Here is a 25,616-nt window from a genome sequence, read left to right as displayed (position 1 = left end):
TGCAGCCTTATTTTCAGCCTTACCGGAATCTTCAGGGCTCGCGTAATGGTGTGCCAGCCATGGGTCGTTTTCAGGGTCCCATTGGCTATAATCACAGCCGTTTAGGATGCCTGTTAATTGGTCGAGCTGCTGAAACTTAAAGTAAATACCATGTCCACCTTCAGGGGTGAGTAGCTCTGATGCATAACCAGGACTAACGGTGCATACGCTGTCAGCAAAGCTCAAAGCGCCTTTGAGTAAATTCAGGTGTCCGTGGTCTTCAAAATCATCTAAGTTAAAGAACTTTTCATGAATGCCGACGGTTTGTAACCATTTATCTGATGCGTGACCTTGGTATGCCGCGTTATGCAGAGACAATACCGAACGAGTATTAGCAAAAAACTCATCGTGTTTATAGTGTTCAGCTAAATAGAAAATAGCCAAAGCCGATTGCCAATCATTGCCATGTACAATATCTGGCTGCCAGCTAGCGTGTTTACACCAATACAGTGCTGATTTAGATAGCACGCCAAAGCGCTTGGCGTTGTCGTCAAAACCATGATTACCATCGTCATAGATGCCATTGCGAGCGAAGCTTTCAGGGTGTTCTATGGCTATCATGGGTATATCTTCATGCTCACCAGAACGGAAGCGAATCTTGCTGGAATAAAACTCACTGAGTTTTAACATCCTTAGTTCTGATGGCCATGCTTGCCAAGTTTCTTGAGTCTTCTGGTAAGCGGGCATAACAATACGTACATCATGTCCCGCAGCCAACAAGGCTTTTGGGAGAGCATAAGCCACATCGGCTAGCCCTCCTGTTTTGACGAGGCCTTCAACTTCTGATGCGATGAACAGAATTTTAAGCGGGCGGTTATTCGAAACCAACGCGAGCTCCTTTCGGGATGACAATTGTGCCGTTAGGCGAAATATGAAACCGTGACCGGTCGAAATCTGCGTCTTCGCCAATGATAGTGCCCGGGGCGATAGTCACATCTTTATCGATTATAGCATTACGTATGCGGCAATTACGCCCTACGTCGGTATTACCCATAAGAACAGAATCATCAATGTAGGTGTGACTGTGAATATGCGTATTATATCCTAAAATTGAATGATGCACGGTGCTACCAGAAACAATTGAACCAGCAGAAACAATTGAACTAATGGCATGGCCCATGCGGTCTTCTAAGTCGTGAACAAACTTAGCTGGCGGTACAGCCGGGTGGTAGCTGCGCATTGGCCAATGTTTGTTGTACAGGTCTATCGGTGGGGTGATTTCTAATAAATCCATATTAGCTTCATAGAGTGAATCTATGGTGCCAACGTCTCGCCAATACCCGTTAGTGCCATCTGGCTCGCCACGAATGTGGTTAGTAGAAAAGTCATAAACATAGACATCGCCGCTAGGCTGCAGTTTTGGAATAATGTTGTGGCCAAAATCATGCAAAGAGTCGATATCTTCGGCATCTTCCTTGAGTGAACTTACCAAAGTAGATGAATCGAACACATAGTTGCCCATTGAAGCCAGAACATAACCAGGCCGCCCAGGAATTGTTTTGGCGTTTTCTTTCGGTTTTTCTTGGAAGCCAATCATTCGGTTGTGTTCATCAATCTCAATTATCCCGAATTGATCTGCTTGATCCACCGGTACGGGAATAGCAGCAATAGTTAATTTTGCATTGTCATGACTGCGGTGAAAATCAATCATTTGACGAACATCCATCTTATAGATGTGATCTCCACCAAAAACGCATACTATTTCGGGGTCTAAGCCCTCAATAAGCGAAACGTTTTGATAAATTGCATCGGCCGTGCCTTGATACCAGTGCTTTCCCATTTGCATTTGCGCCGGAATGCTATCGATAAAACGGTTGGTCAAACCAGAAATTTGCCAGCGACGACTCATATGTTTATTTAAAGAGTGAGACTTAAATTGCGTCAACACAAATATTTGCAATAAGTCTGAGTTGACGAAGTTGTTTAGAACAAAATCGATAATACGATAGTTACCGCCGAATGGAACCGCAGGTTTTGCGCGAACAGAAGTTAAAGGTGCAAGTCTCGTACCTTCACCGCCCGCTAGAATCATAGAAAGAATACCAGCCATTTAAATTCCCTATTTAAAGTTGGACATTAATTAAACCGAACCTTACTACCACCGCACTTTATGATGCAGTGGATATAAAAAATTATTAAGACAAATACACTGTTGTCCCATAGTTTAGATGCGTCCCATTGCTTGGAATTCGGGTGTTTGAAACATGGATGTTTCAATCAAGCCCCCATGGATGGGTTTATGGGGGCCGAAATTTCAAGCTGTGGGCTGCTGAACCTTACGTAAGCTGTGAGATTTTTTGATCCAATCATTCTAAAACTTTTTTGCTAAAGAGCCATTTAGACGTTAGTAGTTTCGTTACTCGATTCCATGTTAGGTAAATGATTTAATTCACTAAAAAAGACATCTGAATCCCACGGATCATCGCGCTTTAACTCAAACATAACTGCCAATGCAACTAAGATTAGGACAATGGCCAAAAAAATAAAAAGTCGAATATTCATAACACTTTAACTATAGCTTCGTTAACATTTAGGATACGCAACATAGAGATTGTTTCAAAGTGATATTTCTGATCAATCAAGGTTAACATTGCATGGCAAGTTAATAGCTGCGCCTAATCAAACATTTACTAATAAACGATGTTTAGCAATGGGTTAATTCTGTTATTATACACGCCGTAAAATTACTGACAGAAGGTTAAGTGAATGACCAAAAAAATGGTTTCCGCATTGATAGTCAGCCTAGGGCTTAGTGTTTCGGGTTTTGCGGCCGATGTCGTCTATCAAGCATCAGTAAAAGAAATAACTGCCCATGCTTTATTTGATCAGCAAATTGAGCAAAGTGGCCTAATTACAGTAAAACCGGAAGTTTTCAGTGAAGCGAAAGGTGATATCCAAGCCCTTGAACAGTGTTTGTGGTCGGTGCTTGTGACACTAGATGCAGGCCAAGCAAACTTTTCTGCAGGTAAAATGATCTGCATTGGCCCAGAACAGGAAGTATTAGAAACCATTCCTATGGGTGAAGTTGCCTTACAGGGTCAGTGTGCTGACACTAGCTGTAGTGTTTACAATGTCACAGTAGATAGCTTAGTGACCATGTCATTGACGGCGCCAATAGAGTTTACTGTTCAACCTCGAAACGAGCGACAATAACAAATCAAGCTCTCATGGACGGGTTTACGGCGACCGGAATTTTAAGCCGTAGGCCGTTGAACCCTGCGTAAACGGTGAGATATTTATAGGGCAGCAGTAATTAGTCATAGGATTGTTTCTTTTTCCAGCTGTCTTCCTCTATGACCATTTCACCTACTTGGCCTGCGAGTCTCTCTGCATTTTTCTTAGAAAAGTCTTCTCTTGACGATCGCCAGTCCTCGATAAGCTTGTTTAAACTATTTCGAAGAACTAAATTTTGTTGTTGAAACTGTTCTTGGTGTTTTGACTCTTCAATTGTGCTTAAAGCTTTTTGGTAAGCATTTTTTGCCTCACGGAACTTGTTTTGTTGCAAAAATGATTTGGCGCTGAGCTCAAAAAACTCGATTGCCGTTTCATCTAGCTTTACGTCAATCTGGGTAAGCATTTTTTCAGCATGGGGTTTATTTAGGCGGCCCGTTTGGTAGTTTCCGCGAACAAATTGAGACAGGGATTTGAGTAAACCTCGATAAACGCTGGTTTGGTCTGCTGAGAGAAGGGTAGTTTGCCCCGTTATAGGGTGTGTTTTTACTCGCTCTCGTTCAGCGGCTAACTCGGATATCTCATCTTTTATGAGGTCATCTTTCTCAGGAAGCAAGGCCGCTTGAGATTTTAGATTTTGTAAAATAGCCTGGTATAAAAAGTCACGTAGCTCAGTAGATAAGTAGCTAGGCGGCAATGAACGAAGCAAATTATTGAGTCGCTTTTTCTGCATGGCAAGCGTTCGCGTGCGATGGTTTTTGGCTTCAAGAGCCTTGTGACGTGCTTGAGATACCATCATGGCAATGATAATTGCTGAAAAAACAGCAATGATTAAGACTGCAATGATGGTTGTCGTACTATTCATGCGCAAGCTAAACTCATTATACTAATACATAAGAGTTTAGCGGCTGCGCTCATAAAAAGTGAACAGCGAATGGTAAAAAAACGAGTTATTTCTTTAAAAACAAAAAATTAGCCGTTAACAACGTTCAAAGCAGGCGTTTCCGATGCTTCGCTGGCCGTATCTGCGTCATCACTGGCACCATTTTGAGATAAATCGATCATTTGTTGGCGAATTGCATCCAGTGACAGTCTAAGAGATTCTTCTTCAGCGACCAATTTAATATGCTTTTCAGAGATTTTAGAGCCTTCGATCACTTTTAGCTTAGCTTCGTCCCATTGATCGGCATCGAGTAGTGCTTTCACTGATTCTTTCAATTCTGACAGTGATTCGGTTTCTACTAATTTTTCAAGAACAGAATCTAATTTTGCATTGAGTTTCAGCATTTCTTTAGCGGCGTTCGCCATCTGCTCTCCTAGTGTTTTATAATTCATATTAATCTCTCGATAGGTTGGCTGATTAATGAAAGTTAACTGTACATTTATACAGTTGTTATGGCAAGCTCAAATATATATTTCAACCTCAGTTCATACCGCAATAGTTACTCAACACTTAAAAAGCGAGAATATTATCGAATGGCAAACAACTTGAGAAACTTACTCACCGTTAGATTGGCACTGTGGGCTTGGTTATTGGCTGAAGCGGGCCTTTTATATTGGATAATCGGTGACTTAACATGGGCGGTTGCAAGCATGTTGTTGCTTCGCTTTGTCGCCATTGGGGCTTTGTCTGCTTACACCAGTTTTTACTTGAACTCACAGGTTTTAAATACTAAGCAGTGGTTGCTGTTATGGCTTGGTGAGTGGTGGGCTTTTGTATTGTTGTTTATGGGTTTGCAGTTGTTACCAAAAAACTGGCACGAGACAGATATCCCGGTGGGGCAAAAGCACGTGATTTTAGTGCATGGTTTTTTTTGTAATGCCGGTATGTGGTCACCTTTAGCTCGTCGATTAGAGCGGCGTGGCTATACCACTTCGTTCGTCGAAATGACCGCCTTGTTTGGATCTCTCAATGTCTTAGCTGATAATTTAAATACAGAGCTTAAACAGGTTGAGCAGGAGAGGCCCTCTGTCGACATCAGTGTTGTTGCCTTTAGTATGGGTGGATTAGCCGCTCGATATTGTTTGGCGAACCTAAGCACTAATCCATTTCGGCTGATAACCGTACATTCTCCGCATAAAGGCACTTTATTGGCAGGTTACATTGAAAAGCTTGGTTCAAGAAGTGCTAAGCAAATGGCCCCAGGCTGCGACTGGCTGCAAAGCCTAGAAATAGCAGAAGCTCAGTTAGTAGATCGACCATTCACCGCAATTTGGTCAACAAATGACACCATCGTGATGCCAGCGAATAACGCTTGCTATGGTCATAAGACAATTGAAGAGGTTGGTAAGGGGCATTTGTTTGCCGTTGTCGACTGGCAATTACACCAGTGCATATTTACCGAGCTTGGCTAAAAATGTCGTAAAAGATACGACATTTTTAATAGGATTGTGCCATTCTTGGTACATGAACAATGATAATTTCCACATTAAAATCCAACAGCAGATGCGAACCTTTACGCCAACGTTGATGCATACCGAGCTAAAACATGCAGCCGTATTGATCCCTGTTGTATTGCAACCTGAGCCCGCAATTTTGCTGACGGTTCGTGCTGCACATTTAAAGAGCCATCCCGGAGACGTTTCTTTTCCGGGCGGCATGGTCGAGTGTTACGACAACGGCATAGAAGATGCTGCGCTTAGAGAGACACACGAAGAAATTAACTTAACGCCAAATCAATTTCACATCCATGGTCGTTTGTCGACGGCATTGTCAAAAAATGGCGTATTGGTTCACCCTGTTTTAGCGACGTTAAACGACGCAACAAACAGCATTGCCAACCCTGATGAAATTGCCGATATCTTCAGTGTGCCATGGCAATTTTTTGCACAAACAACACCCGAACTAATCCCATTCGAAAGACACGGTATTGCTATCCAGGTACCACACTTTCATTACCAAGGAAGACATATTTGGGGTTTGACAGCAATGATCTTGCTGGAGTTTATTAATTTAATGGAAGGAACCGAATGGCCATTGCCGCCCTTTACTGAGTCAGAAAAATATAGGCGCTAGTCGTTATGACAAGGCTATGCTAAAATTTGTTGACGAAAGGAACTTGGCATTGGCTGTATTTATACTATGCAAAATAACCGCATGATGGTTATGGTCGCTTCTCTAGAGCGCCATTTAGAAACCGAACGAAAAATTATCTATGAAGCCATTGTTGGCCAAAGCGGAATCCCTGTTGGGTTGTCGTTTCCCTCGATGCCTGCAAATTATTTGTTAAAATTAAACAATCAATGCCTAAACGATGCCGATTATCTATTTATACTCATTGGTAAAGAATATGGCCCTATCACCGAAAAAGGCACTAGTAACCTACATCAAGTTTATGCAACTGCTCAAGCAATGCGTAAACCCATCGTTAGTTTTGTCTATAACGGTAGTCGTACAATAGAAACCGATCAGTTTGATCAAAAAAGGCGCGAAGGTTTTATTAGCTCATTAAAAACCGGGTCAATTTTTTATTGGTCCAATGGCGATGAGTTACGTGATGCCGTAGAGCGTGGTTTGGAGCTCGCTCAAGAAAACCATCCATCGGTTGGCTGGGTGAAAATCGATCAGATGACAAACACGTCAGACTCAAAACGAGTAGATCACGATATTATTGGCAAGCTCAAATCTCAAATAGATCAATTAAAGCGACGTATTGAAAAAGTAGCGCACAGTTCCTCAGGACCCTCTCTTGATTTTGACGTCGAAGCTGGCCCATGGCTAGCCAAATTTAACTGTAATGCCTTCCGAGAAGGCCGTTTAAAACAGTTTTCAGGTGAGTTGAACTACGATATTAGAGATGTATTTGATTGGCTTTCAGCTGCACTATTATCACCTATTACGGAAGCTCGAATTCAAACACTACTCGCTGGAAAACTACAGGCAGATGTTTTGATAGAGGCTAAGAAACAATGGAAGGGCAGTCACGCTGTCTCTGATGTCAAAATTGGCCAAGATAGTCTCGATGCATTAAAAAAACGTTTAAGGCTTATCGGAGCAATAGATTTCGATGGTAATGGCCGTTGGCGCCTAACCCAAGCAGCTGAAACCCTAGCCTTAATGCAGCAAGGGCGTCGATAATCAAAGTAGCTAGAACTTCACTGGCGACCGATATTTCAGAAGCGGTCCATTGCTTGGAATTCGGGTGTTTGAAACATGGATGTTTCAATCAAGCCCCATGGAGGGGTTTATGGCGACCGAAATTTCAAGCGATGGGCCGCTGAACCTAGCCTAAACTGTGAGATATTTATAGGACAACAGCGGCTAGAACATAGCCTTGCGTGGCTCACAAGCAAAGCTCACGCTAATAGCACCATTGCCTAAGCTAGAGGCAGCAGTTTGGCTCATCATAGAGTGAACTAACTTACCGCCTTTTTCTTTTACATCGGCATGAAAATCATCAAAACCCTGTAAAATTCTCAGTTGTGATAATGAACCAGCAAAGCTGATATTGACAATGTGATTGGTTAATTTTGAATGACTTAATTGCTCGTATAAAAAATCAAAAAAATTTATATGCCGGTCTTTTGAGTCGATCATGCGGCCGATGGTGACTTCATCGGGGTGAAAGTACAGGATTGGATGTTTTCCGGAGATTTTTAACTTTTTTAATTCTAACCAAGATAAACGAAAAGGTGAGCGAACTAATTCAGGGTGCTTTAACCCAGGCAGCATAAAGGTTTTAATATTGGTTTTAAACTCATCAAGATGTTGTTTCACTTGATCTGCATTTTGTGCTTTTTCATGACGTAAGCGTAGTGCTTCATATAAACTGACGCCATAGCCAGTCAGTATTTGACGCGATTCAACGACTCGAACTTTAAAAGGTAAAAATATACTGGCTTGGGCACGTAGTTGTTTGATTTCATGATGAAATTCGAACAGTGCTTCACGGACAATATGTAAGCAGGAACTAAAACTTTCATCGGGCGCCAAAATAATTAAATGATCAAACTCGTAAATAAGTTTATCGCAAATGACATCAATAAAAGCCTGACGTGAGATGCCTATTTTTTCACTAAATACTGGTTGTGGTTCAGCATAAAACTGTGAAAGTTCAGATATAGTGCGGTTTGAGACCTTTACCCCTTGAGCGCTTGAGACTTCAACTGGCAGAACAGTAACTTTGTAGTTAGCTAGCATTGATGCAGGAAGGTCACAACTGGCAGTTACAACAAAGCCAACGTTTTTCATAAAGGTCCAAGTCAGTTTAGTTTTTTAATGCGAACTTTAATCATACCACTAACTTGTTAGAAGTGTGAATGACGCTTATTAACGGTTAATCCGTCAATTTCTCTTTATATTCACAAAGGTCTTCTATGATGCAGCTGCCGCATTTTGGCTTACGGGCGACGCAAGTATAGCGACCGTGCAAGATCAACCAATGGTGGGCATCAAGTAAAAATTCCTCCGGAACCAGCCGAACGAGGCGCTTTTCAACTTCAATGACATTTTTGCCTGGTGCGATTTTGGTGCGGTTACTGACTCTGAAAATATGCGTATCAACGGCCATGGTAGGCTGACCAAAGGCTGTATTTAAGACCACATTGGCCGTTTTACGGCCCACTCCGGGCAACGCTTCTAGGGCTTCTCGAGATTCAGGTACTTCACTGTTGTGCAATTCTATAAGCATTTTACAGAGCTTATTGACGTTTTCTGCTTTGGTGTTGAACAGGCCTATTGTCTTAATGTAGTCTTTTAAGCCATCGACGCCTAAAGCGTAAATAGCTTCAGGTGTATTGGCAACGGGATAAAGCCGATCGGTGGCTTTGTTGACCCCTTTGTCTGTTGACTGTGCAGATAGCACCACGGCAACAAGTAACTCAAACGGAGAGTTGTAATTCAACTCGGTTTTAGGGCTTGGGTTTTGCTCCCTAAAACGCGTGAATATTTCGGTGCGAATGGCTTTATTCATGGTTAGGCTATGGTTCCAGTCACCCGTACTCGCTTGCTACCGGCGGTAATTTTTTCTGCGTTGGCTAAACGTTTTTGCTCTTGTTTGTCATCTATTAAGTTTTTAACCGCGATAATTAAGCCAAGACCCACAAAGGCACCCGGCGGCAGTACAGCAAATAAGAAATCAACATAGTTTGGAAACAAAACGACTTGCCAATCACGTGCGGCTTCGCCAAAAATGAGGTGCATGTTAGTAAAAAGCGTACCTTGGCCAATAATTTCACGCAAAGCGCCAAGTACTAATAAAACTGCTAGAAAACCTAAAGACATAAACACACCATCTAATAGCGACGGAAGTAAGGCGTTTTTGCGGGCAAAGGCTTCTGCGCGGCCAAGTATTGTGCAGTTGGTGACAATCAACGGAATGAAAATCCCCAGCACCTGATACAACTCATAGGTATAAGCCTGCATGAGTAATTCTGCGCAGGTTGTGAAAGAAGCGATAATCATGACGAAGGCGGGAAGCCGAATGGCATCGGGCACGTAATTACGAATCAAGGATACCGCTACGTTAGAGCCAACTAAAACCACCATGGTAGCAAGACCAAGGCCAAGCGCGTTGACGACTGTGCCAGTGACCGCTAAAAGAGGGCATAAACCAAGAATCTGAACTAAGGCAGCGTTATTAGACCATAGGCCATTACTTGCAATGGTTTTAACAGACGTAGTCACGCGTTAGCCTCCTCAGTAGTTACTTTGGGTGTTAGTAGTAGGCTTTGTTGCTGCTCGAAGAAAAGCAATGCTTTATAGACCGCTTTAACAATAGCACGAGGGGTAATAGTCGCCCCAGTCATTTGATCAAAAGCACCACCGTCTTTCTTCACTTTCCAGCCAGTTTCCATGGGGTTCATTAAGCTAGATTGATCAAAGTTGAGTATCCATTGTGATTTTTCAAGTTCAATTTGGTCGCCAAGTCCGGGAGTTTCTTTGTGTTTCGTCACACGAACACCGGTAATAATGCCTTGGTTCGTCATGCCGACAATTAAGCGAATACCTTCTGTGTAACCATCGGGCGCGATAACAGGCAATATAATACTTTCAACTTGGTTATGTTCGTTGACGACTTGGTAGAACACTTGTTCAGGTTCAACATTCAGCAGTAAGGTGTTTTCTATGCCAGCAGCTTGAAACGGTTGAGCGCTGTCTAAAATATCATCGGCCTGAGTCTCTGGTGGTAATAAGGACAATAACAACCTTGCTTCGAATGCTTTTTCATTTATCACAATAGCCGGTGCCGTCATAGTTTGTGTAACAGCAATAATACCCGCTGTAAATAAGGCAAAGATGGCTAAGCCGATAGACGCTTTACGAATAGACTGCGCCATAGTGACGGTGTTTGTATCGTTATCGGCATCATTCATTTTTTGAATCCTTTAACTGCTGTTTTGTGGCCGTAAACGCGTGGCCGAGTGTAGTGGTCAATCAGTGGGGCCGCAAAGTTCATCAATAAAATGGCGAAAGCCGTGGCATCGGGGTAGTTACCCCAAGTGCGTATCAAATATATTAAAATACCAATTCCAGCGCCAAATATTAACTTACCTTTATTACTGGTCGCGGCAGAGACTGGGTCGGTGGCAATAAAAAATGCCGCCAACATGGTTGAACCTGCCAGCAAATGTAAGGTAAATGGCACTTTCAGGTCAGCATCAGTACTGAATAAGACTGCCATTAGCGCAAGCGCACCTAATAGCGAGAGCGGAATATGCCAAGTGATGATCTTTTTGTACCATAATAAAATACCGCCCAATAAAAAGGCGATGTTAACAGGTGTCCAACCGCTGGCACCCCAGTTCTCAAATAATGGGCTTGTATAGACTTCTTCCGAGGTTAGTCGCTCTATATTAAGCTTGTAGTAGTCGAGTGGAGTGGCGCCAGTAAAGCCATCTATTTGATCAGCGGCAAAGCCAAAAATTATGGTTAAGCTGTCAAACAAGCCGCTTGGGTTATCAATATCAGCCCAACGAGTGGTCATAAAAACCGGTAATGAAATAAGCACCATGGCGTACGCCACCATGGCCGGGTTAAAAGGGTTTTGCCCTAAGCCACCAAAAAGATGCTTACCAAACAGCACGGCAATAGCACCCGCAATGACAGTCAACCACCAAGGTGCAAGTGGCGGTAAAGCAACTGCTAAAAGGGCAGCGGTAACAATAATCGAGCCGTCTTTTAAGAAGAACATAATTGGTCGCTTGCGAAGCCATAAGACTAACGCTTCAACGGTCAAGGTGGTGATAAGCAATAATACTAAGTTGATGGCATAGCCGACGCTAAAGTAATAAATTAAACAAAGTATGCCGGGAATTAAGGCAGCAAACACCGTCATCATTACTTTGCTGACGCTGTTTTGGCCAATGGTGTGTGGTGATGAAATTGGCATCATTATTCCGTTTCCTTCGGGGTGGCATCGGCTTTTGCTTTCCGCTTTGCGGCTGAACGTTCTAAGGCTGCTTTTATTGGGTCGTCACTTGGGTCTTTTGCTGCAACGGTTGCGCCTGAATCAGTTGCTTCTTGCTGAGCTTGCTTTGCCGCTAACGCTTTAGCTGCGGCTTCTGCTCGTGCTTTTCGGCGTACTTCTTTTTCAGTTTTTTCACGTTCAAGGCGTTCTTGACGTGCTTCAAAGCGCATTCGAGCACGTTCACTTTGCGCGTTGTCAGCTGCTTCTTGACGCAGCTCACCTTTGGCGTAGCGGTAGTAATGCACCAAAGGAATTCGGCTGGGGCAAACGTATGCGCAAGCGCCACATTCTATGCAATCGTTCAAGTTATGCAGTTCCGCCGCATCGAGTTCGCGATTTTTAGCTGCCCAAAGCATCTGTTGTGGTAATAGCCCGACTGGGCAGGCTTGCTCGCACATTCCACAGCGGATACATGGGTTATCCAGCATGGGTGCTGGTAATTCTTTAGCCGTAGGTGCCAATAAGCAGTTGGTGGTTTTTAGCAGGGGCGCTTCAATGTTTGGTAGGGCAAAGCCCATCATTGGGCCTCCCATAATAATACGGTCGGCTTCTTTTAGGTTTGTTTCAGCATGCTCCAAAACCGTTTTCATGCTGGTGCCAATCAATACTTCATAGTTACCTGGCTTTTTAACGGCTTTGCCCGTTACGGTGGTAATGCGAGAGATTAATGGCTCATCGAACACGACCGTTCTATACAGTTGGTATAGAGTGCCCACGTTTTGGCACAGCACACCCAAATCACTAGGTAAGCCGCCGTGCGGGACTTCTTCACCGGTGGTCAATTGAATGAGTTGTCGCTCTCCGCCAGAAGGGTATTTAGTAGGTACAACCGCAATGGCAATTTCAAAAGCCAAGGTATTGGCGGCAGCTTCTAAGGCACTTATGGCTTCGGGTTTGTTGTCTTCAATACCAATGATGATGGTTTGGGCATCGAGCAACCATTTTGATATTTGCGCACCTTTTAAGATTTCCACTGCGCGTTCTTGCATTAAGCGGTCATCAGAGGTGATGTAAGGTTCGCACTCAGCTGCGTTTATCAGCAGGGTATGTATGGGGGTGTGCTTATTACGGTATTTAACATCGGTTGGGAAGCCTGCGCCACCCATGCCAGCAATACCGCCTTCGCGAACTCGAACGAGTATTTCTTCTTTTGTTTTTCCTTGCCAATTCGGCCACGGCTCTTGGTCACGCCATGCATCTTGGCCGTCGGCTTCAAGGTGAATGGCTAAGCGCGGCAAATCTGACTCATGGGCAAAACAATGGTCTGCAATGCCCAGAATACGACCAGAGGTTGGTGCGTGAATATTGGCTGAAATACCCGGTTGTGCCTTGGCAATTACTTGGCCTTTGCGAACCGTATCTCCCGCTTGAACAATAGGAATGGCTTCTGTACCAATGTGCATGCTCAATGGTAGCCAAAGCTGCGCCGGCACTGGAATAGCTTCTATTGCCGTTTGGTTCGATTCTAACTTGTGTTGTTCTGGGTGAATGCCCCCTGGAATTGACCAAACACTGCTGCGAGCAATAATTGCTGATTGACTCATGCGGCTTCACCTTTTTTACTCGAAGGAGTTGGTTTGTCGGTCGCGATAATCTCAGCCAAGCTAAGGGGTTTATCGACATGCCAGTTGTTCGGCGTAACGGCGACTGGCACCATATCAATACAATCGACCGGGCAGGGTTCAACACATAAATCGCAGCCGGTGCATTCACTTTCGATGACGGAGTGCATTTGCTTCGCGGCACCTAAAATGGCATCAACCGGACAAGCTTGAATACACTTTGTACAGCCTATGCATTCAGCTTCGCGGATAACGGCGATCATTTTCGTTTTTTCGACACCGTGTTCGGCATCGAGCGGCATTGGCTCTACATCGAGTAAATCGGCTAAGGCCTGAATAGTTGATTCACCGCCGGGAGGACATTTATTGATATCTTCGCCATTGGCAATGCCTTCGGCGTATGGGCGACAGCCAGGATGACCACATTGACCGCACTGTGTTTGTGGCAATATATTATCAATCTCATCAACAATGGGGTTGCCTTCAGGCTTAAAGCGCACAGCAGCAAAGCCGAGTAATGCTCCGAAAATAGCGGCTAAAATGAGTAAGGTTACAACAGCTGTTATCATGATTAACCGGCCACCAATCCAGCAAAGCCCATAAAGGCGAGAGACATAATGCCAGCAGATATTAATCCGATGGCCGCGCCTTTAAATGGTTTCGGCACATCTGCAAGGTTAATGCGCTCACGCATGGCAGCAAACAAGACCAATACCAAAGAAAAGCCCAGAGCAGCCCCAAAACCATATAAAAAGCTTTCGATTAAAGAATTTTGCTTACTGATGTTGAGTAACGCGACACCCAGTACAGCGCAGTTAGTGGTAATAAGCGGTAAAAAAATACCTAACACACGGTACAACAAAGGGCTGGTTTTACGCACCAACATTTCCGTAAACTGCACCATAAAGGCAATCACTAAAATAAAGCTGATGGTTTTTAAATAGATTAAGCCAAGCGGCTCAAGTAAATAGGTATACACCACGTAACTGGCAACACTCGAAAGCGTCAACACAAAAGTTGTAGCCGCCGACATACCCACCGCCGTCTCAAGCTTGTTCGACACCCCCATAAAAGGGCATAAACCAAGAAACTGCACCAGCACGAAGTTGTTAACCAACACCGTACCGACCAACAGAAGAATATAATCACTCATTAGGGCATGTTACGCGTAAAAATACGGGCGCTATTATCGTAATAATTGTTATATCAAACAAGAGGTAAATGCAGGTGTTTTTATGGTATTTTGGAATATGAGGCTTGAAAAGCAGAACGGCTGCCCCGAGGGGCAGTCCGCGAGTTAAAAGCTGCAAGCTGCAAGTAGGGTCAAAAGATGGAAATAGCTGCAAGCCGTTGACCTTGTTTTGACTTTACCCGCAGCCCAAAGCCCGCAGCCTAAAACCGCCCTTAAGAAACCTTCGTTCCTGGCGCTATTTCTTCATCACCTTCCATTATCCACAACCCTTCGCCTTCACTTGCGGCTAGTACCATGCCTTCGCTTATGCCGAAGCGCATTTTTCTTGGCTTTAGGTTATAAACCAGTACAACGTTTTTGCCGACTAGGTCTTTTGGCTGGTAATGACTTTTTATGCCAGAGAATACTTGGCGTGTTTCGCCGTTGCCGACATCTAATTGCAGTTGCAGTAGCTTATCGGCGCCTTCAACGTGATCGGCGGCGGTGACTTTTGCGATGCGTAGGTCTATTTTGGCGAAATCATCGAATTCTATGGTGCCGTCAGTACTGGCTGGCTTGTCGGCTTTCTTTTGTTGCTGTTTTGGCTCTACCTTTTTCTCTGCGACCGCTTTTACTTCGGGCTTCTTGCCGGTTTCAATGGCGGCGTCTTCTTTGCTGGCTTCGATAAGTTGCTCTATTTGAGTCATTTCGATGCGCGTGAGTAACGGCTTGAATTTATTGATGCTGTGTTCGGTCAGCACAGTAGTACGGTCTGTGAAGTTAAGTGTTTCAACATTCAAAAAGGTGCAAACCTTGCTGTTTAGGTCTGGCAATATTGGCCCTAGGTAAATCGCAATGATGCGGAATAGGTGAATGCCCATTGAACAAACATCGAGTACCTCTTGATCTTTGCCTTCTTCTTTCGCCATCGACCAAGGCGCTTTGGCCTGAATATATTCATTGGCGCGGTCAGCAAGGGCAATGGTTTCACGCACGGCTTTGCTGTATTCACGCTTTTCATATAAGTCGGCAATGGTACTGCCGGCGGCAATAAACTCTTTTAGCATTTCTGGCTCAGCAATATTAGCTGAAAGTTGCCCGCCGGCTTTCTTCACAAAGCCCGCACAACGGCTAGCAATGTTAACGACTTTGTTGACTAAATCGGTATTGACGCGTTGAGCAAAATCTTCAAGATTTAAATCTATATCTTCAACACCCGAGCCGAGTTTTGCTGCATAGTAATAACGCAGGTATTCTGGGTTTAAAAATTTCAAATAGCTTTGCGCCATAATGAAGGTACCGCGCGATTTGGACATTTTCTCACCATTGACGGTGACATAACCATGCGCAAAAACACCATCAGGAGTCTTGAAGTTGGCACTTGATAGCGTTGCTGGCCAAAATAGAGCGTGAAAGTTTATGATGTCTTTACCAATAAAATGGTACAGCTCGGCCTTGGCGTCTTTGGCCCAAAAATCGTCAAACTCCAACCCTTCGGTGCGATCACAAAGGTTTTTAAAACTGGCCATGTAGCCAATTGGGGCATCTAGCCAAACGTAAAAGTACTTGCCGGTGGTACCGGGAATTTCGAAACCAAAGTAGGGTGCATCACGGCTGATATCCCATGCTTTCAAACCAGAATCTAGCCACTCTGAAAGTTTGTTGGCGACGCTGTCTTGCAAAGTGCCAGAGCGTGTCCATTTTTGCAGAAAGTCTTGGAATTGAGGTAAGTCAAAAAAATAGTGCTCTGAATCTTTTTCAATGGGCGTCGCACCCGAATAAGCAGATTTAGGGTTAATTAGCTCGTTTGGTTCGTATGTAGCACTACAGACTTCACAGGCATCACCATACTGGTCTTCAGCCTTACATTTTGGACAAGTACCTTTCACGAAACGATCAGCAAGGAACATCTCTTTGACCGGGTCATATAGCTGGCGTATGGTCTTGACTTTAATGTGACCATTTTCTTTTAAACGCCCATAAATCAGTTCAGAAAGCTCTTTGTTTTCTGGTGAGTGAGTGCTGTAGTAGTTGTCATGCCCAATCAAAAAGCCTTGAGAATCGGCAACATGGTCGGCGTGCATCTTTTCTATCCACTGCTCAGCCGTCATGCCTTCTTTTTCTGCACGTAACATAACCGCAGTGCCATGGGTGTCATCGGCACACACGTAATAGCATGTATTTCCCATACTCTTTTGAAACCGCACCCAAATGTCAGTTTGAATTTGTTCCATCATATGACCAAGGTGAAGCTGACCGTTGGCATAGGGAAGGGCGCTGGTGACTAGAATATTGCGTGAATCGCTCATGGGTTTGTGCTGTCCTATTAGTTAAGGATGAAAAAAATCCGAAATGATGGGTTTTTTAAGCCGAAGTGCTGATTCTACTGAATTTCAAAGCAATGACAATGTTGACTCACCTTAAACCGCCCTGAGTTGTTCTTGCATTCGAACGGTTTACCCTTATATAGGAAGGTAAATTGGTTGTTTGGGTATTAAACATGGAAAACGTAAAGCGTATTATTGCCGTAGCGTCAGGCAAAGGCGGCGTCGGTAAAAGTACCACCGCTGTGAACTTAGCCTTGGCGTTGAAATCACAAGGCCATAACGTTGGCTTGCTAGATGCTGATATTTACGGCCCTTCAGTCGGTTTAATGTTAGGCGTAGCTGAAGGCACTAAGCCGAAGGTTCAAAAGGAAAACTTCTTTGAACCCGTGATGGCGCATGGCTTACAAACCATGTCGATGGCCTACTTAGTGACCGATAAAACCCCCATGGTATGGCGTGGCCCAATGGCCTCTGGCGCGCTACAGCAAATTCTGACCCAAACTCGCTGGGATAATTTAGATTACTTAGTCATTGATATGCCACCCGGCACCGGTGATATTCAATTAACACTTGCCCAAAAAGCTAAAGTTGATGGTGCAGTCATCGTCACCACCCCGCAAGATTTAGCCTTGCTAGATGCCAAGAAGGGCATCGAGATGTTCCAAAAAGTCAAAGTACCGGTCCTGGGTATCGTAGAAAACATGGCCATACACATTTGTAGTAACTGTGGCCACGAAGAACACATATTCGGAGAGCAAGGCGGCCAAAAACTAGCCAACGAATACGGCGCAACCCTGTTAGGCCAACTCCCACTAGACATAGCCATTCGAACCGAAACCGACAACGGCATACCAACCGTAGTTGCCAGTTCAAACTCTAAAAACCGCGATTACTACCTAGAAATAGCCAGCAATGTTGTCAGCGAACTAGAAAATACAGAAGACGACCAAGGCCCAGTTATTACCTTTAGTTGAGGCAAGGGAGAGCTGCAAGTTTATAGCTGCAAGTAAGGGCAAAAGTAAAATATTGTTTTTGGCTTCGGGCTTCGGGCTTCGGGCTTCGGGCTTCGGGTAAGGTCAAAACATAAAGATAAGCCACTTTAGGCTAGGCCTTGGGTGAGGGTTTGAATTTAAAAGTGAATGACTGTTTGAGCGAAGCGAGTTGTTATGAACGGCTTAAATTCATACCGGAGCGCAAGGACGGGTTTGACGGTAACTGTTAGTAAGGGCAGCTGCCTCTTTCTTTTGACCTTACTAGCAGCTTGAAGCTTGCAGCTCGCGGATGCCCAATGGGCACCGTTCTTCTCCACCCTTACTTGCAGCCCGCAGCTAAGAACTAATCGGCAAGTCGATCTCAAAATTGTGACCAAGTTTGAATGTCGCCATCCATTTCCCTGTTACCATTACGGCGTTGAATATTTTCGCACCATTCAAGGATGTCTGGTGTTCGTTAAGGGATGATCATGAATTTAAACTCTGTGCTGCAGTGCCAGTTCGGTGGCCGAACTTTTTTTGTTAAGCGTTATGCGGGCTATGAAAAGCTTTCCACTCCATTTCAATTTGAAATAACACTTGATCGAGCAGACTTCCTTTTTGTTGCGTCTGAACTTATGGGGCAGAGTGCGACACTGGTGTTTACGAACGCACTTGGTGATCATCGATATGTGACGGGTCAAATAACTCATTCCACATACGACTTAAATGATTGCACCCTTACACTGAAACCCATTCTTGCATTGGGTGCTCACTATTCTAATACGCGCTTATTCTTAGGCAAGTCACGTCGAGAAATCATTGATCAACTATTGCAAGAGCTAGGCTATGGGGCAGATCAAATTCATTGGTTGGGAAATAGTTCTGAAACAGAATTAGAACCGTCTGTTTTGCAAGCACAAGAGGCTCAGTTAAGTTTTTTTCAGCGTCTATTAGCTGAACTTAATTGTTTCTTTTGGTTTGCTAGTGATGGCCATGATGAGCAAATATACATTGCCAATAGTCTGGTAGAAACCCAGTTTTTGGCGAATATTATTGGTGATGAGCAGCAACGCAAAGCAGTGATGAATGGTGTTGATTCTCCGTTAATAGCTCAATGGGATCATAACGAAACTAACGATGACGATGTTAAAGAAACCTGGCAACTCTCGGGTTGTTGGCCCACCTTAGCGGTGGGTTATAGTCTTACCGTACCACTTGAGTGGCGAGAAAATCGAGATAACGATGCGCTTACCGTGACGACGCTACAGCACCGAGGCGAAGCATACGAAGGGCGGTCTCCACAATTAGGATTACAACTGAACGTTAGTGCTTTACTCATTCGTCGTAGATCAAATTACACGCCCACTAAACCCGAGCTTCCCAGTTTTCCATCTATTTTTCCCGCAACAATAGAAAGTAACTTCGATTATGCTCAGATAGATGAGCAAGGTCGCTACCAACTGCGTATGGAATTTTCACATAATAATACTGAGCAACTTGCCCATGGCATGGCTAGCCCAGCGATTGAACGTATGGTGCCATTCGCACAGGCGAATACCGCGCTGCCAACTGGGTGGCACTTCCCGTTAATAGATCAAAGTAGGGTGTTAGTCAGCCTTCTCAATAACGACCCGAATAGACTTTGTGTGTTAGGTTTTGCACCACAGCAAACTCAGCAAGGTCCGGTTACTCAGAAAAACAGCAGTCAATACCGTATTGTGACACCCGCTAAAAATGAGCTTTGTTTCGACGATGCACTGCCTTCCGTTTTATTGCAAAGTCTTGATGGTCAAGTGTCGTTTGAGATGAATGCCGAAGAAGCACAGCACTACATCTCATTGGCATCACAATACGGCATGATAAAACTTTCATCAAAAGCACTTCAGCAATGGGTTGCGCAAACTAATTACAATCAACAATCCGCAGGCGATCACCATTTAAAGGCCGAACACGCAATACACTTCGAAAGTGAAAGTACTCAACAATGGCAGGCTGAAAACGTAGGTGCTTTGCAGGCAAGAAAAGATATTGGTCAATCAGCTAAAGGTGAGATATCTGTAAAAACTAATCAAGGGAAAATTCATATTCAAAGTGAACAAACCTCTACGGTTAGTAGCCAGGCAAGCCAAGTAGTAAAAATAAACCAAGGTAGTTACGGGATACAAGCAAGTAACGATATTCAAATAAAAGGAACAGGGCAGGGCGATATAACCCTAACCAACGGCACAGGCGGTTTTAAAATTGATGGTCAAGGAAATATAAAATTATTTGGCAGCCAAATTACCATAGATGGTTCATCAGGTAGCGTTAATTTTAGTGGTGATGTCGCCTATGACATTGGTGGCGAAAATCAACCCGAAAGCCTGAATGAGGTAGACTTATCTACGCTGGATGATCTTGAGCCACTAGTCAGCGATAAAACACCAGCCATACGCCATATTTCATGGCAAAAAGAATTCATAAAACTGAGCCAAGCTGTCGATATCCGTATATCGGTGCAAGGATTTGACGATAACTCAGTAATTCAACTAGAAATTGAACAGATTAACCCAGATGGAACATTCCAAAAATTGGAAGTAGTAGAGCAGAGTATTGAGCTTGGATTTGGTATCAATAATATTTTATGGCGTGCTCCAAAAGCTTTAAGTGAAACCCAGAGTTACACTGAACACGACAATATTTCTCCTTATTATCTAAGAGTTCGAGCCGTACGCGACAACATTATATCCAATTGGTCTGAGTATTTACAAATTAATATGGATGTAAAAGTACAACTTAATACCGATACCGGCGAGCAGTTAAACGATGGATCAGTTGCGTGGTTAAACTCTGCCGATGGCGAGCATCATCAAACCGTAATACAAGACGGACAAGCAAACTTCATTAATGTAGCAAGCGGGCCTTATCGTTTGTCACTGGAAAAACATTTACACAAATAGGTAAGGATACCTTTAGCGTGAGTACTCAAACACAAATCTTTCAATCTAAAAGCATACATCAAGGTCTACCTTCTAGCCAAACCGAACGCGCTGACATGATAGTCGAGCAAGCGAAGCTAGCCGATGTGTTTTATGTGCCAAACATGAATGCATTAATGGCGGTTAGCCAGTCTGAACTAGACCAAATAGTATCGATATCTGATCAGTACAATGACCTTATCCGTGAATTAATAGATGCACAGAATCAATTCAGTAAAAATCCAAACGATAAAGCCGCCAAAAATAAAGTTGATGCTGTTAAAGCAAAGGTTGATAAGTCAATTTCATCGGTTATGTCAGGTTCTGGATTAGACGATACAGCATGGATGGAAATACATCGCATCCATAGCAGTCGAGATATCTACTATGCCCCCGGTAAAATTATAAACCTTCAAGATCCCAATAAATCAAGAAACTTCTACTTTCTTGTCGATGATAACGTTAGCCCAGATGATGTGGCTAGGCTAAAAAATGAAGACGGCACTTTAAACGATAATGCATTCAAAGATGCGTTTTCGCAGGCCGTTGCCAATATTAAGTTAGAAATAATATCAGAATCAGGACAGTTTTCGACTAAGCATTTAGCAGGAGCATTTTCTCCAATATTGGCAGAGCTGTTTGAGGAAAAATTAGAAAGCTTAGATGATTATATAACTACTCTGAATGAAACGTTAAAAATAAGTTGGCGTCAACATGATGCTAAGAAAAAAAAGGTAGTAGAGCTGTTAGAAAGCGACCCGTTAGTACTTCAAGACTTTGGGCATGCACAGAAATTGTGTGGAGAGTTGTGGGAGGCTGATAGCCCGATGCGAGGGCGTAATTATAATGATTTATCTGGTAGCAATAGTAATGAAGCCAAATCTAGATTAGTCGATAAAATTCGACGAAAGCAAACACCGCCAGCTTACTACGATGCAAGTGCTTCTGCGAACCTAATGCGCTGGAAATCTGGGTTAGGTATAACCGGTGAATTTGATTTAAAAAAAGGTGTTTTGGCTGGTGAAGTTAAAGCTGAAATGGATGTGGCGTTAGCTGAAGGTAAGTTAACGGGGTCTGTCTACTTCCCCCATGATCGAGGTTTTCACGTAAAACCTAATGTACCAGTAATAAGACGTAGTTCAAAATGGGCTGAGTTTACCAATGGTATACCAGAGCGTTTGCACTTTGACGTTAACTCTGAGTTTCTATTTCTTGAAGATATTGTCGAACTCGCCAGCGTGCTGTCTCATTTTGGCATCCTTAAAAAATTACTTACCAATGATCGCTATAAGCTTTCAATTATCGGCCATGCAAGTCTAACTGGTTCCAAGCAATATAATGAAAAAATCAGCGCAAGAAGAGCGCAAATGGTTTATGGCCTTTTAACCCGTAACGCCAAAATTTGGCTAAATTCATTTAATCAAAAACATTGGAATGATCATCATCGTGAATATATGAGAAAAGCGATTACCAACCATTCTAATATCAATTTAAATTCTTCCCTAAGTTCAGATGAAGCTTTAATTCATGCGTATTTTTCATACTGTGAACGATATTTAGCACGCGTAAAACTCATTTTGCCATTATTAATACCACAAGAGTTCGCACAACAATACATGGTAGCACTGGGCGAAAGTACGCCCTTGATAAATACAGAAAGTGAAACTCGACTAAACCGCAGAGTAGAGTTTGTATTGCTTGAACTAGTAGAAACCGTAGCTAAAAATGAAACGGAGGCATTAGACTTAGGACGTTTTCGCTTACAACTCGAAGGCCAAGTTGGCGGCTGGGCAGGATTGACTGTAGGTTTAGCTGCAAAACTGGAATTGAACTCACAAAAGGGGCAACTCACGATAGGTCGAAATCCAGCTAGCGCCAGTGCAAACGCATCAGCTTTTGCGGGCGCGAAAGTAGAGGCTGGTTTGACAGGCAGTTTAGATTGGAGCCAGCCGGAGAAAACCACACCAGATTTTAATACTTTGGGTTCGGTAGGGTATATGCTTAGTGGGTACGCGGGGATTGGTGGTGAGGCGGACTTTACGATAGGGTTTGATCGAGATATTCAACGTTTTCTAGTTAGAGTCAAATCGTCATTGTGTGTTGGTTACGGCGCTGGTGGGCAAATAGAGTTTACTGTTGATGCGAAAAACGTCTGGTCCTTTATTAAGTTGGTTCATGAGCAGTTACTGAAAGTGGATTTTAGTTTTGTCGATATATTTGCGAAGGATGCTTATAACCATTTCATTGCATGGTCTTATGAGTTAATTAAGAACGGTTATTATTTTCAAGGCAATACAATGAAAATAGGGCTTGAGGCAGCAAACCTAGCTGTGAACATATTTGTCGACACAAAAAACATCGTAGATGACTTTATCGATGCTAATGATTCATTCGAAGATATAGATAAGTTAATCAATAGTTTGGAGCAAAGCTCTGTTGAAATATCTCTGGCGCCTCCTGAAGTAAAAGGCCGGATTTTATTTGTGTTAGTTAATTCACCAGCACATCTCCTTAAGGAGCTGAGTATTTCAGGCTTTGCTGAAAAGAGAGAACGAGCCGTTTTACATTTATTGCAGGTTGGAGTCAGAACAGTTCGTGAATTTCAAGAGGTGCTAGAACACATGCACGGTAAGTCAGTGAATGGTCGAAGCGAAAGCAAGAAATGCGATGACGCTGCACTAGCGCAACAAAAGCTAGTTGACTTCCTTAGTGATAGTGAGGACGAAAGATGGCTTAGAAAATGGTGGAATGGATTAGATAATCCGTCTAATTGCGGATGCCTTAATCCAGAGTTAAATCAAAATCCTTTAAGTGGCTAGAGGGGTAAAGCTACGAGTAAAGGCTTGCATGGTAAACGTAGCTTATATTTTTAAAATAATATTTACTCTCGGTTTTTTTTATCATGGTTTATTGAGCAGCGAAATCCATTGTTCCAATATTTTGGGCTATCAGCTAGTCTCCTGAATACTAAGTTTGATTGCCAGTTTGAGTTTGCTCTTCCAAAGCCACGTGATACTTTATTGTAACTCCACTCATGTTCATCTATAGGGCCGGTTGGATTCAGTTCAGGGGAAATCTCATAATATAAACCATGATACCAATCTCTTACCCATTCATTTGCATTGCCTGTCATATTGTATATGCCAAGTGGGTTGGACGGATATATTCCAGGAGGATCAATGCGGCCTGAAGCGCCTGAATTCCCCGTATATGGACGGTAATTACGCCCAGGTTCAAGCTCACCATTGTCAGTAGCAAATCTAACTGCTTTGCCTCGACTGCGAGCAGCGTATTCCCATTGCGCTTCAGTAGGCAAGTCAATTGGCAAATCCGTAATATCCGCTAACCACTTGCAGTAACCTTCTGCATCATACCAATTAACTCCTACGTAGATTGCACTACTTGGCGTGTAGCTACCAGTATCACCTCTGCGTTTTGGTTGTATCAGCGGAAGATTCTTCGCTCTTGAATAAACATCATACTCGCCAAGCGTCGTCTCAAATTTATTAATATAAAACCCAGTTAACGTCACCTTATGAATTGGATAGCAAGAATCGCTACACCCAGGAAACGGTTTCCGAAAACTCTGCCGACCATCCTCCATCGTTACCCATTCGCCCTCAGGGTCAGACTCAGGAACCTCATAACCAATATTCCCCATCATAAAGCTGCCACCCTCAACAAAAACCATATTATCGAGAGTGCGTTGTATTAAGGCTTCAACTTCAGCGGAGTGTTTCGGGTTAGATTGGCAGCCAGTTAAGGTTAAAAAAATAATAGATTTAAGTAGGCTGGCTTTATTTAGGTGGCAAATCATTCACATTGCATCCATGCTGAAAATATCAATTGAGCTTATCAAAAATTTGGTGTGTTGAGGTCATAGTTTTTGAGTACTACATCGCAGATTAGAAAAATGGAAGGGAGCACCTAGATCTCACTATGGCTAATAGTTATAGATACCGAATGTTGCTGTCCAGTGAGCAGCGAAATCCATTGTTCCAATATTTTGGGCTATCAGCTAGTCTCCTGAATACTAGGTTTGATTGCCAGTTTGAGTTTGCTCTTCCAAAGCCACGTGATACTTTATTGTAACTCCACTCGTGTTCATCTATCGGCCCAGTAGGGTTCAGTTCAGGTGAAATTTCATAATACAATCCATGATACCAATCCCTAACCCACTCATTGGCATTGCCAGTCATATTGTAAATTCCGAGTGGGTTTGGGGGGTATTTCCCAGGAGGATCAATGAGTGCTGACGCACCGAACTGACTAGAATGGGGTCTATAATTTCGGCCTGGCTCAAGCTCTCCATTGTCAGTGGCAAACCTAACTGCTTTACCTCGACTGCGTGCTGCATATTCCCATTGAGCTTCAGTTGGTAAATTAAAAGGAAGCTGAGTTATCTCAGCAAGCCATTTGCAATAGTTATCAGCATCAAACCAATTTACACCAAGGTAAATAGCGCTGGAAGGTATGAAACCCTCTGGGTCACCTCTATACTTAGGATAAATCAAAGGTAGGCCATTCTCTTTCGAATAAACATCATACTCGCCAAGCGTCGTCTCAAATTTATTAATATAAAACCCAGTCAACGTCACCTTATGAGTTGGATAACAAGAATCGCTACACCCAGGAAACGGCTTCCGATAACTTTGCCGACCATCTTCCATCGTCACCCATTCGCCCTCAGGGTCAGACTCAGGAACCTCATAACCAATATTTCCCATCATAAAACTGCCACCCTCAACAAAAACCATGTTGTCGAGCGTACGTTGAATTAATGCTTCAACTTCAGCGGAGTGTTTCGGGTTAGATTGGCAGCCAGTTAACGTTAAAAAAATAGTAGATATAAGTAGGCTGGCTTTATTTAGGTGGCAAAACATTCACATTGCATCCATGCTGAAAATATCAATTGAGCTTATCAAAAATTTGGTGTGTTGAGGTCATAGTTTTTGAGTACTACATCGCAGATTAGAAAAATGGAAGGGAGCACCTAGATCTCACTAT

The 25,616-nt window shown here is 43.4% G+C and carries 23 protein-coding genes; 7 read left to right on the top strand and 16 right to left on the bottom strand.

The genetic code is table 11. The features are described 5' to 3' along the window. The 3 genes from ACI882_RS17175 to ACI882_RS17165 all read right to left on the bottom strand — a co-directional run. A partial coding sequence (locus ACI882_RS17175) for a glycogen synthase (protein ID WP_411748570.1) occupies window positions 1–867 on the bottom strand: 867 nt, incomplete at its 3' end. Further along, window positions 854–2,089 (bottom strand): glucose-1-phosphate adenylyltransferase, encoded by a 1,236-nt coding sequence (glgC, locus tag ACI882_RS17170; protein ID WP_411743381.1) that lies wholly within the window; start codon window positions 2,087–2,089, stop codon window positions 854–856. The genes ACI882_RS17175 and glgC, both read right to left, overlap by 14 nt. 287 nt (window positions 2,090–2,376) lie before the next feature. After that, window positions 2,377–2,541: a hypothetical protein gene (locus ACI882_RS17165; protein WP_411743380.1), complete on the bottom strand. Its 165-nt coding sequence runs from the start codon at window positions 2,539–2,541 to the stop codon at window positions 2,377–2,379. Between the two features lie 204 nt (window positions 2,542–2,745). On the opposite strand from ACI882_RS17165, the gene ACI882_RS17160 reads away from it, so the two are divergent. Next, window positions 2,746–3,192 (top strand): hypothetical protein, encoded by a 447-nt coding sequence (locus ACI882_RS17160; protein ID WP_411743379.1) that lies wholly within the window; start codon window positions 2,746–2,748, stop codon window positions 3,190–3,192. 100 nt (window positions 3,193–3,292) lie between these two features. On the opposite strand, the gene ACI882_RS17155 is transcribed toward ACI882_RS17160, so the two are convergent. Next, complete coding sequence (locus ACI882_RS17155) at window positions 3,293–4,075, bottom strand: hypothetical protein (protein WP_411743378.1); 783 nt, start codon at window positions 4,073–4,075, stop codon at window positions 3,293–3,295. A gap of 107 nt (window positions 4,076–4,182) precedes the next feature. Further along, window positions 4,183–4,545, bottom strand: a complete 363-nt coding sequence (locus ACI882_RS17150) for a hypothetical protein (RefSeq protein WP_411743377.1) — start codon at window positions 4,543–4,545, stop codon at window positions 4,183–4,185. Window positions 4,546–4,698: 153 nt separating this feature from the next. On the opposite strand from ACI882_RS17150, the gene ACI882_RS17145 reads away from it, so the two are divergent. From ACI882_RS17145 to ACI882_RS17135, 3 genes are all read left to right on the top strand, one after another. Then, complete coding sequence (locus ACI882_RS17145) at window positions 4,699–5,565, top strand: esterase/lipase family protein (RefSeq protein WP_411746750.1); 867 nt, start codon at window positions 4,699–4,701, stop codon at window positions 5,563–5,565. After that, window positions 5,513–6,226, top strand: coding sequence for an NUDIX hydrolase (locus tag ACI882_RS17140; RefSeq protein ID WP_411743375.1), 714 nt, complete (start codon window positions 5,513–5,515; stop codon window positions 6,224–6,226). Before ACI882_RS17145 ends, ACI882_RS17140 begins: the two co-directional genes overlap by 53 nt. A 66-nt stretch (window positions 6,227–6,292) precedes the next feature. After that, window positions 6,293–7,288, top strand: a complete 996-nt coding sequence (locus tag ACI882_RS17135) for a DUF4062 domain-containing protein (RefSeq protein WP_411743374.1) — start codon at window positions 6,293–6,295, stop codon at window positions 7,286–7,288. 183 nt (window positions 7,289–7,471) lie between these two features. Here the strand turns inward: ACI882_RS17135 and ACI882_RS17130 are convergent, their stop codons facing one another. The 9 genes from ACI882_RS17130 to metG all read right to left on the bottom strand — a co-directional run bounded on the left by ACI882_RS17130 (window position 7,472) and on the right by metG (window position 16,660). Continuing rightward, a complete protein-coding gene (locus ACI882_RS17130; protein ID WP_411743373.1) occupies window positions 7,472–8,401 on the bottom strand; it encodes a DegV family protein in 930 nt (309 codons plus the stop codon). Between the two features lie 85 nt (window positions 8,402–8,486). Then, window positions 8,487–9,122: an endonuclease III gene (gene nth / locus ACI882_RS17125; protein WP_411743372.1), complete on the bottom strand. Its 636-nt coding sequence runs from the start codon at window positions 9,120–9,122 to the stop codon at window positions 8,487–8,489. Window positions 9,123–9,124: 2 nt separating this feature from the next. Then, a complete protein-coding gene (locus ACI882_RS17120) occupies window positions 9,125–9,835 on the bottom strand; it encodes an electron transport complex subunit E (RefSeq protein WP_411743371.1) in 711 nt (236 codons plus the stop codon). Then, window positions 9,832–10,524 (bottom strand): electron transport complex subunit RsxG, encoded by a 693-nt coding sequence (gene rsxG / locus ACI882_RS17115; RefSeq protein WP_411743370.1) that lies wholly within the window; start codon window positions 10,522–10,524, stop codon window positions 9,832–9,834. The genes ACI882_RS17120 and rsxG overlap by 4 nt, the downstream gene beginning before the upstream one ends. Further along, complete coding sequence (locus tag ACI882_RS17110) at window positions 10,521–11,543, bottom strand: RnfABCDGE type electron transport complex subunit D (RefSeq protein ID WP_411743369.1); 1,023 nt, start codon at window positions 11,541–11,543, stop codon at window positions 10,521–10,523. The genes rsxG and ACI882_RS17110 overlap by 4 nt, the downstream gene beginning before the upstream one ends. Continuing rightward, the gene (gene rsxC / locus ACI882_RS17105; RefSeq protein ID WP_411743368.1) at window positions 11,543–13,162 is read right to left on the bottom strand and encodes an electron transport complex subunit RsxC; all 1,620 of its coding nucleotides are present in this window, start codon (window positions 13,160–13,162) and stop codon (window positions 11,543–11,545) included. The genes ACI882_RS17110 and rsxC overlap by 1 nt, the downstream gene beginning before the upstream one ends. Continuing rightward, a complete protein-coding gene (gene rsxB / locus ACI882_RS17100; protein ID WP_411743367.1) occupies window positions 13,159–13,749 on the bottom strand; it encodes an electron transport complex subunit RsxB in 591 nt (196 codons plus the stop codon). Before rsxB ends, rsxC begins: the two co-directional genes overlap by 4 nt. 2 nt (window positions 13,750–13,751) lie before the next feature. Beyond that, the gene (rsxA, locus tag ACI882_RS17095; protein ID WP_411743366.1) at window positions 13,752–14,333 is read right to left on the bottom strand and encodes an electron transport complex subunit RsxA; all 582 of its coding nucleotides are present in this window, start codon (window positions 14,331–14,333) and stop codon (window positions 13,752–13,754) included. A 251-nt stretch (window positions 14,334–14,584) separates the two neighbouring features. Beyond that, entirely contained in the window at window positions 14,585–16,660 is a 2,076-nt protein-coding gene (gene metG / locus ACI882_RS17090) for a methionine--tRNA ligase (protein ID WP_411748569.1), read from the bottom strand. Window positions 16,661–16,851: 191 nt separating this feature from the next. Here metG and apbC point away from each other — a divergent pair, with 191 nt between their 5' ends. The 3 genes from apbC (at window position 16,852) to ACI882_RS17075 (ending at window position 23,428) form a co-directional block, all read left to right on the top strand. Continuing rightward, entirely contained in the window at window positions 16,852–17,652 is an 801-nt protein-coding gene (gene apbC / locus ACI882_RS17085; protein WP_411743364.1) for an iron-sulfur cluster carrier protein ApbC, read from the top strand. A 488-nt stretch (window positions 17,653–18,140) separates the two neighbouring features. After that, complete coding sequence (locus ACI882_RS17080) at window positions 18,141–20,591, top strand: contractile injection system protein, VgrG/Pvc8 family (RefSeq protein ID WP_411744274.1); 2,451 nt, start codon at window positions 18,141–18,143, stop codon at window positions 20,589–20,591. 17 nt (window positions 20,592–20,608) lie between these two features. Then, complete coding sequence (locus tag ACI882_RS17075) at window positions 20,609–23,428, top strand: hypothetical protein (protein ID WP_411744273.1); 2,820 nt, start codon at window positions 20,609–20,611, stop codon at window positions 23,426–23,428. Window positions 23,429–23,490: 62 nt separating this feature from the next. Here the strand turns inward: ACI882_RS17075 and ACI882_RS17070 are convergent, their stop codons facing one another. Next, window positions 23,491–24,300: a formylglycine-generating enzyme family protein gene (locus ACI882_RS17070; RefSeq protein ID WP_411744276.1), complete on the bottom strand. Its 810-nt coding sequence runs from the start codon at window positions 24,298–24,300 to the stop codon at window positions 23,491–23,493. Window positions 24,301–24,559: 259 nt separating this feature from the next. Beyond that, window positions 24,560–25,366 (bottom strand): formylglycine-generating enzyme family protein, encoded by an 807-nt coding sequence (locus tag ACI882_RS17065; protein WP_411748571.1) that lies wholly within the window; start codon window positions 25,364–25,366, stop codon window positions 24,560–24,562. Between the last annotated feature and the right edge of the window lie 250 nt (window positions 25,367–25,616).

It is taken from the genome of Reinekea sp. (assembly GCF_046710285.1).
In the GTDB taxonomy this organism is placed as follows: domain Bacteria; phylum Pseudomonadota; class Gammaproteobacteria; order Pseudomonadales; family Natronospirillaceae; genus Reinekea.
This window is presented reverse-complemented; position numbering and strand designations above follow the sequence as displayed.

What these genes read in the sequence shown, in the direction of transcription:
- metG (WP_411748569.1), bottom strand. Translation starts at nt 16,660, where the DNA reads ATGAGCGATTCACGCAATATTCTAGTCACCAGCGCCCTTCCCTATGCC.
- apbC (WP_411743364.1), top strand. Translation starts at nt 16,852, where the DNA reads ATGGAAAACGTAAAGCGTATTATTGCCGTAGCGTCAGGCAAAGGCGGC.
- ACI882_RS17160 (WP_411743379.1), top strand. Translation starts at nt 2,746, where the DNA reads ATGACCAAAAAAATGGTTTCCGCATTGATAGTCAGCCTAGGGCTTAGT.
- glgC (WP_411743381.1), bottom strand. Translation starts at nt 2,089, where the DNA reads ATGGCTGGTATTCTTTCTATGATTCTAGCGGGCGGTGAAGGTACGAGA.
- ACI882_RS17110 (WP_411743369.1), bottom strand. Translation starts at nt 11,543, where the DNA reads ATGATGCCAATTTCATCACCACACACCATTGGCCAAAACAGCGTCAGC.
- ACI882_RS17080 (WP_411744274.1), top strand. Translation starts at nt 18,141, where the DNA reads ATGAATTTAAACTCTGTGCTGCAGTGCCAGTTCGGTGGCCGAACTTTT.
- nth (WP_411743372.1), bottom strand. Translation starts at nt 9,122, where the DNA reads ATGAATAAAGCCATTCGCACCGAAATATTCACGCGTTTTAGGGAGCAA.
- ACI882_RS17165 (WP_411743380.1), bottom strand. Translation starts at nt 2,541, where the DNA reads ATGAATATTCGACTTTTTATTTTTTTGGCCATTGTCCTAATCTTAGTT.
- ACI882_RS17155 (WP_411743378.1), bottom strand. Translation starts at nt 4,075, where the DNA reads ATGAATAGTACGACAACCATCATTGCAGTCTTAATCATTGCTGTTTTT.
- ACI882_RS17065 (WP_411748571.1), bottom strand. Translation starts at nt 25,366, where the DNA reads ATGGTTTTTGTTGAGGGTGGCAGTTTTATGATGGGAAATATTGGTTAT.
- ACI882_RS17150 (WP_411743377.1), bottom strand. Translation starts at nt 4,545, where the DNA reads ATGAATTATAAAACACTAGGAGAGCAGATGGCGAACGCCGCTAAAGAA.
- rsxC (WP_411743368.1), bottom strand. Translation starts at nt 13,162, where the DNA reads ATGAGTCAATCAGCAATTATTGCTCGCAGCAGTGTTTGGTCAATTCCA.
- ACI882_RS17135 (WP_411743374.1), top strand. Translation starts at nt 6,293, where the DNA reads ATGCAAAATAACCGCATGATGGTTATGGTCGCTTCTCTAGAGCGCCAT.
- rsxB (WP_411743367.1), bottom strand. Translation starts at nt 13,749, where the DNA reads ATGATAACAGCTGTTGTAACCTTACTCATTTTAGCCGCTATTTTCGGA.
- ACI882_RS17070 (WP_411744276.1), bottom strand. Translation starts at nt 24,300, where the DNA reads ATGGTTTTTGTTGAGGGTGGCAGCTTTATGATGGGGAATATTGGTTAT.
- rsxA (WP_411743366.1), bottom strand. Translation starts at nt 14,333, where the DNA reads ATGAGTGATTATATTCTTCTGTTGGTCGGTACGGTGTTGGTTAACAAC.
- rsxG (WP_411743370.1), bottom strand. Translation starts at nt 10,524, where the DNA reads ATGAATGATGCCGATAACGATACAAACACCGTCACTATGGCGCAGTCT.
- ACI882_RS17130 (WP_411743373.1), bottom strand. Translation starts at nt 8,401, where the DNA reads ATGAAAAACGTTGGCTTTGTTGTAACTGCCAGTTGTGACCTTCCTGCA.